Origin of the sequence: Arthrobacter sp. Hiyo1, from assembly GCF_001263615.2 — a bacterium.
Taxonomy (GTDB): Bacteria; Actinomycetota; Actinomycetes; order Actinomycetales; family Micrococcaceae; genus Arthrobacter.
Genome location: NZ_DF952477.1, coordinates 148,404 through 155,092, shown reverse-complemented (window position 1 = coordinate 155,092; position 6,689 = coordinate 148,404). Strand labels below are relative to the sequence as shown.

Here is a 6,689-nt window from a genome sequence, read left to right as displayed (position 1 = left end):
GGCTCCGGCCTGGCTGCGGCCGTTGCCGCCGCCGATCTGGCGATCATCCTGCACGAGGACGCGAAACGTCCGCTACGGGAGGTCCTGGAGAAGTGGCACGGCGGGGTTTCCGACGCCGATGCCGGGGCTGGGCGGGAAGTGCTGCTCATTGTCGGCCCGGAGGGCGGCATTTCACCGCGCGAAGTGACGAAGCTCAGCGATGTCGGCGCCGTCACCGCGCTCTTGGGCCACCACGTGCTTCGCTCGTCGACGGCGGGTCCTGCCGCCGTCGTGCTCGCCAGTGACATCCTGGGGCGCTGGTAGCCCGCAGCACGTCCTAGATCAGCGGACGTCCTCAGCGAACGGTGAAAGTACGGGTATCAGTCGCGATGTCCGCGTCGTTGGGTCCCATCAAGGAGACCCGCAATTCGTATCGGCCCGCTCCGAGCCCCACTGTGAAGCTGAAGGTTCCACCCTGTCCCGGAACGGTCGAGGCAGTGACCTGCCCGGCGAGGTACGAGGACTTGTCGCCGTTTGAGTTCTCGCGAAGGATTTGCCAATGCAGCTTCTTCGAGGGGTCCGTGCTTCGGCCGTTGAACTTGACCGGACCGGAAGGCAAGGTCAGGTCCTCCTGCGGGTCGATGATCCACACCGGCGCCACCATGGAGGCGTCGCGGACCATCGGATCGCCGAGTTTGACCTGGCCGAATGCCATGTAGTCCGTGTGCCCGTCAACCAGGATGGTCACCTTGATCTGCTGTCCTGAATCGATCAGGCCCGAACTTGCGGCCGCAGCGGTAGCGGTATAGACGAGTTCCTGGACCGCCCGCTGTGCCATCCCGGCATCGAGATTGGAGTTGAACGCGTCGCGGGAAACATCGACCGTGACCACGTTCTTACCGGAAATCGAGGTCGCCAGGCTGCCAGGGTTCTGCCAGGGAGTGAAGAAATCGTGATCCAGAGGCTTCTGGGACATCATGATCCGCAGCGCCGTGGTGATGGGGTTCTCGTTGCCTGGGTTGTCACGGAATTCGCGGTACAGGAAGGTGTCCGTGTCGCTGCGCCCGATCCAGTACACGGGGATCTTGTTGGAGGCCTGGGTCGTTTCGAGCGGAGCATTGCTGTCGGGGGCCGTCTGCAGGGCAGCGGTCGGGGTGGGGACCGGCGTCGTGGATCCCTGTCCAGTGCGATCGGCAATGCATCCCGACAGGAACAAGGCAGCCGTCAAGGCGGTCACAAGCATCGCGGAACGTTTCCGGATGCGTGTGCCGTGAGGGGTGACGGCTGGCCTGGTGATTTTGGATTCCTGATCGTGTTCGGCCGCTGTAGCGCGGGGGAGTCATGCGCCCGGCGGCCGGGCACAGGGGCATTTTTGCCCATGAATCAGCTTGTCATAGTCTCCGGGGCCCGGCTGGCGTTTCGATACCCGGGCGGACAACTGCAATCCGATTGATACGAGGTCGATGCCGAGTTGATACCAAAGCGGCACGAATCCGCCGTCCGCAGCCCCGCCGGGCACGGTCCGGACCCATCGCGGAGACTGGCTGGCGTAGGATTGAAAGCAATCCGAGGCCCACGATCCTGCGCCCATCCAGCAGACGGACATCGGAGAAAATCGATGGACATCACCAAGCCGGAGGAGCACAGGCCGCGAGGCCAGCACTATGACAGAATCATTGAACGGGCGGCCCAAGGCCGGCAGCGTTGAGACAGGTCCGGCCGAGTTTCCCCACTCTGTCCCGGGCGCCCGGACGGAAGTTGTCATCTTCGACAACTCGGATCAGATGGTTCAGACCCTTGGCAGCCATGACGAGGCCTTGCGCTACATCGAAGCCCAGTTCCCCGGCGTCGACTTCCACGTGCGCGGCAACGAGCTCTCCTTCAGCGGACCGTCAAGCGACGTTCCCAGGATCATGCGGCTTCTGGAGGAAGTCCGTGGCCTGGTCGGCAAGGGGACAGTCATCACCCCGGACGTGCTCCAGCAGCTTGTTTCCTTGTTGCGGAGCCAATCGCTGCAAAACCCCGTGGAAATCCTGACCCACAACATCCTTTCGAGCCGCGGGCGCACCATTCGGCCCAAGACGCTCAACCAGAAGAACTATGTCGATGCCATTGACGACAACACCGTCATCTTCGGGATCGGCCCTGCGGGCACCGGCAAGACGTACCTGGCGATGGCCAAAGCCGTCCAGGCACTGCAGCTCAAGGAAGTCAGCCGCATCATCCTCACGAGGCCCGCCGTCGAGGCAGGTGAGCGCCTCGGGTTCCTGCCGGGAACGTTGAGCGACAAGATCGACCCCTACCTGCGTCCTTTGTACGATGCTTTGCACGACATGATGGATCCGGAATCGATTCCGCGGCTCATGGCTGCCGGGACCATTGAGGTAGCACCGCTTGCGTACATGCGCGGCCGCACGCTCAACGACGCGTTCATCATCCTCGATGAGGCGCAAAACACCACGGCGGAACAGATGAAGATGTTCCTGACCCGTTTGGGCTTCGGATCCAAGATGGTTGTCACGGGGGATATCACCCAGGTGGATTTGCCCTTCGGCGCCACTTCCGGGCTGCGCATCGTCCAGGAGATCCTCAGCGGGATCGACGGCGTGAACTTCACGATGCTGGACGCTTCCGACGTCGTCAGGCACCGGCTCGTCGCTGACATTGTGTCCGCCTACAGCAAGTGGGACGAAAAGCACCGGGTGCGTGCCCAGCACACGCCCATCCATGACAAACGGGGAGAACACCGATGAGCATCGAGGTCAACAACGAGTCCGGCGTCCAGGTGGACGAGGCACAATTGGTGACGCTTTCGCGCTTCATCTTCGAGCGGCTCTACATTCACCCGCAGGCCGAACTTTCCATCCTCCTGGTGGATGAGCCCGCCATGGAAAAGCTCCACATCGAGCTCATGGACGAACCCGGCGCCACGGACGTCCTGTCTGTTCCGATGGATGAGCTGACTCCAGGTACTCCCGGCAAGCCGGCTCCACAGGGCATGCTGGGCGACATCGCCATCTGCCCGCAGGTAGCCGAGGTTCAAGCGCGCAACGCCGGTCATTCAACGCAGGATGAAATGCTCCTGCTCTGCACGCACGGAATCCTTCACCTCCTCGGTTTCGACCACGCGGAGCCGGAGGAAAAGGAAGAGATGTTCGGCCTGCAGCGTGAGCTGCTGTCCGCGTTCCTCGGCAAGGACGCCCCCATGGAGACCATGCTGTGACCTCGCTCATCCTGGTCGGGATGGCGTTGGTATTCCTCAGTTTCGTCGCCCTGCTGACCGCGGCTGAAGCTGCCTTCACCTTCCTGCCGCGGCACGACGCGGAGCAAGCCATCGTCAAGAGCAGGGGAAATTCGCTTCGCAGTATCCTCGCCCAGCCCGTTGCGCACATTCGCGCACTGCGGTTCTGGCGTGTCTGGTTCGAGATGGCGGCAGCAGTGGCCGTCGCCGTCGTCATGCACAGCCTCCTAGAGAACGTTTGGCTTGCCGGATTGGCGGCTACAGGCATCATGGCCGTCATTGGATTCGTTCTGGTGGGCGTCTCGCCCCGTCAACTCGGACGCGCCCACTCGGGCGGGGTGGTTCGCTACTCGGCACCACTCATCAGGTTCCTGTGCTGGATCCTGGGTCCCATCCCTGGTTGGCTCGTGGCGATCGGCAGTACGGTAGCGCCCGGCGCGCCCAGCGGCGACGAAGCATTCTTCAGCGAGGAAGAATTCCGTGAACTCGTGGACAGGGCCACGGAATCCGACATGATCGAGGACAGCGAGGCCGAACTGATCCAATCGGTCTTCGACTTCGGCGACACCTTGGTGCGCTCGGTGATGGTTCCTCGAACGGACATTGTGAGCATCGAGTCCGGATCCAGCCTGGAGCAGGCCATGGCCTTGTTCCTCCGTTCCGGGTACTCAAGGATCCCCGTCATCGGCGAGAACGCGGACCAGATCCGCGGCATTCTCTATTTGAAGGACGTCGCTGCCGCATTGCACCGCCCCGAACAACCATCAGTACGCCAAGACGTTGACGCCATAGCCCGCGAGGCACGCTTCGTTCCCGAATCGAAGCCTGTCAGCGACCTCCTGAGCGAGCTTCAGCAAGAGTCCACGCACGTCGCCGTCGTCATTGACGAATACGGCGGCACGGCCGGACTGGTGACGCTGGAGGACCTGATTGAGGAAATCGTCGGGGAGATCGTCGATGAGTACGATTCGAACGATGCCGAGGTCACTGACCTTGGTGACGGCACGTACCGCGTCAGTTCGCGGATGAGCATCGACGACCTCGGCGAACTTTTCCACATTGACCTCGACGACGACGAAGTGGACACCGTAGGCGGCCTCCTGGCCAAGACCCTGGGCAAGGTGCCCATCGTCGCAGCGCGGTGCACGTGGATGGGATCTCCTTGAAAGCCGATAGGCTGGAAGGCCGGCGAAACCGGGTCAGCCATATCATTGCGGCAGCCATTCCAAAAGAAGACACTGACCTTGAAGACCTTCTCGACGAGGCCGACACAACGCAACAGGGAGTTCCACGTGAGCAAGCACAATAAGAAGTTCGACGCCGATCAGGACTTCGGCGGCTTCCACGCAGGATTCTCGGTTCTTGTGGGGCGTCCCAACGCCGGCAAGTCCACCCTCACCAACGCTTTGGTCGGCCAGAAGGTGGCCATCACCTCGGCAAAACCGCAGACCACCAGGCACACGATCCGCGGCATTGTCCATCGGGACGACGCGCAGCTGATCCTCGTCGACACTCCGGGCCTCCACCGCCCGCGCACCCTCCTTGGCAAGAGGCTCAACGATCTCGTCGCGGACACCCTCTCCGAAGTGGACGCCATTGGCTTTTGCTTGCCCGCCAACGAGAAGATCGGACCGGGCGACAAGTACATCGCAGCCCAGCTCGCCGCGGTGGGACGCAAGCCCATCATCGCCCTGGTCACCAAGACCGACCTTGTTGACCGCCAGGCCCTGACCGAGCAACTCCTGGCTGTAGCCGCGTTGGGCCGCGAAGTCCTCGGCGAGCAAGGCTGGGCCGATATCGTTCCGGTTTCAGCGACCGACGGTTTCCAGGTCAATACGGTCGCCGACGTCCTCATCGGCCACATGCCGCCTTCTCCGCCGCTCTACCCGGACGGTGAACTCACCGATGAACCGGAGGCCGTCATGGTCGCCGAACTTATCCGGGAAGCAGCACTGGAAGGCGTCCGCGACGAGCTTCCGCACTCCCTGGCCGTGGTGGTGGAGGAAATCCTGCCCCGCGAGGGCCGCTCCGAAGACAACCCGCTCCTCGACGTGCGGGTCAATTTGTACGTTGAGCGCCCGTCCCAGAAGGCCATCATCATCGGCAAGGCCGGAAGCCGGCTGCGCGAAGTCGGAACGAACGCCCGCAAGGGCATTGAGGCCCTCCTGGGAACCAAGATCTACCTCGACCTGCACGTGAAAGTGGCCAAGGACTGGCAGCGCGACCCGAAGCAACTCGTGAAGCTGGGGTTCTAACCGCTGGGGAATTTCCCAGTTTGGGCCCGTAAAATGGTCCGAATCCCATTTTCCGAGGAAAGGTTGAGCGAGTCGTGCGACGTCGCGATGCACGCGTACAAGAGCCCGGCACCCTTGGTGCCCGCGGCGCTGCACGCCACGGGGAAGCTCCCGGCACCCCCCGCCACATGAATGCTCCGAAGGGCCTCCCGCTCTGGCTCAAGGTCACTGCCGTGACGGTGTCAGTGCTGTTGGTTGCCGGTATCGCTTTCGCCGCCTACTGGGTCATCCGCTTGCAATCGAACATCAGCAAAGCACCGTTGTCGGCGGGCGCCACGAGAACCGAAGCCGCGGCCAACGATGCAACGGACCGCCTGCAGATCCTCATCCTCGGGTCCGACACGAGGGACGGCAAGAACTCGCAATACGGTTCAACGCAGGATTCCACCGGTTACGGCCAGTCAGACGTCATGATGCTGCTGGACATTTCAGCGGACAACAAGAGAGTGAGCCTCACGAGCTTTCCCCGTGACCTCCTGGTGAATGTCCCGTCATGCACTGATCCCAAGACCAATACCGTGTATCAACCCCACTCGAACGTCATGATCAACTCGGCCATGGCAGAAGCCGGGATCGGTTGCGCCGTGGACACAGTCAACAAGCTCACGGGACTGCAAATCGACCACTTCATGATGGCTGACTTCAACGCAGTCAAGGAGCTGTCCAACGCCGTAGGCGGAGTCAACGTGTGCGTGAGCGACGCCGTCTACGACCCCGATTCCGGACTCCGGCTCCCCAAGGGAACATCGAGCGTCCAAGGGGAACAAGCCCTGGCCTTCCTCCGTACCCGCCACGGTTTTGGCGATGGAAGCGACCTCGGCCGTATCCAGGCGCAGCAGGGTTTCCTCTCCTCGCTGACCCGGAAGATCAAGTCTGATGGCACGCTGGGCAATCCGCAGAGCCTGCTGTCCATTGCCGATGCCGTGACAAAGAACCTGACCGTGGACGAAGGCCTGGCGTCCGTCCAGTCGCTCCTGACCATCGGGAGCCGCCTCAAGGACGTTGACTTGTCCAAGGTCGCGTTCGTGTCGGTTCCCACCCAGCCCGCCGCCGTCGATCCCAACAGGCTCGAATTGGTTCAACCGCAGGCCACCCAGCTGTTCGCAGCCATGCGCGCGAACCTCGACCTGACCACCCCGGGGGCTACGGCCGCTCCCTCGGCCAGTCCCTCGCCT

General features: G+C 62.5%; 6 protein-coding genes and 1 pseudogene. 6 read left to right on the top strand and 1 reads right to left on the bottom strand.

The genetic code is table 11. From position 1 onward, the window contains the following. The coding region (locus tag AHiyo1_RS27605; RefSeq protein WP_253257556.1) for a 16S rRNA (uracil(1498)-N(3))-methyltransferase at positions 1-303 on the top strand (303 nt) is incomplete at its 5' end. 31 nt (positions 304-334) lie between these two features. Here the strand turns inward: AHiyo1_RS27605 and AHiyo1_RS22110 are convergent. Further along, on the bottom strand, positions 335-1,222 hold the full coding sequence (locus AHiyo1_RS22110) for a GerMN domain-containing protein (protein ID WP_059390012.1): 888 nt from the start codon (positions 1,220-1,222) through the stop codon (positions 335-337). Positions 1,223-1,643: 421 nt separating this feature from the next. On the opposite strand from AHiyo1_RS22110, the gene AHiyo1_RS22105 reads away from it, so the two are divergent. The 5 genes and pseudogenes from AHiyo1_RS22105 to AHiyo1_RS22085 all read left to right on the top strand — a co-directional run. Further along, positions 1,644-2,732: a PhoH family protein gene (locus tag AHiyo1_RS22105; protein WP_059390011.1), complete on the top strand. Its 1,089-nt coding sequence runs from the start codon at positions 1,644-1,646 to the stop codon at positions 2,730-2,732. Then, positions 2,729-3,202 (top strand): rRNA maturation RNase YbeY, encoded by a 474-nt coding sequence (gene ybeY, locus AHiyo1_RS22100; RefSeq protein ID WP_059390010.1) that lies wholly within the window; start codon positions 2,729-2,731, stop codon positions 3,200-3,202. The genes AHiyo1_RS22105 and ybeY overlap by 4 nt, the downstream gene beginning before the upstream one ends. Continuing rightward, a pseudogene (locus AHiyo1_RS22095) lies at positions 3,199-4,529 on the top strand (hemolysin family protein). Before ybeY ends, AHiyo1_RS22095 begins: the two are co-directional and overlap by 4 nt. Next, positions 4,513-5,475, top strand: a complete 963-nt coding sequence (gene era, locus AHiyo1_RS22090; protein WP_059390009.1) for a GTPase Era — start codon at positions 4,513-4,515, stop codon at positions 5,473-5,475. The pseudogene AHiyo1_RS22095 and the gene era overlap by 17 nt, the downstream one beginning before the upstream one ends. A 74-nt stretch (positions 5,476-5,549) precedes the next feature. Beyond that, the coding region (locus AHiyo1_RS22085) for an LCP family protein (RefSeq protein WP_059390013.1) at positions 5,550-6,689 on the top strand (1,140 nt) is incomplete at its 3' end.

Excerpts from the sequence above, each read along its gene's own strand:
- AHiyo1_RS22110 (WP_059390012.1), bottom strand. The coding sequence starts at position 1,222 with ATGCTTGTGACCGCCTTGACGGCTGCCTTGTTCCTGTCGGGATGCATT.
- ybeY (WP_059390010.1), top strand. The coding sequence starts at position 2,729 with ATGAGCATCGAGGTCAACAACGAGTCCGGCGTCCAGGTGGACGAGGCA.
- AHiyo1_RS22105 (WP_059390011.1), top strand. The coding sequence starts at position 1,644 with ATGACAGAATCATTGAACGGGCGGCCCAAGGCCGGCAGCGTTGAGACA.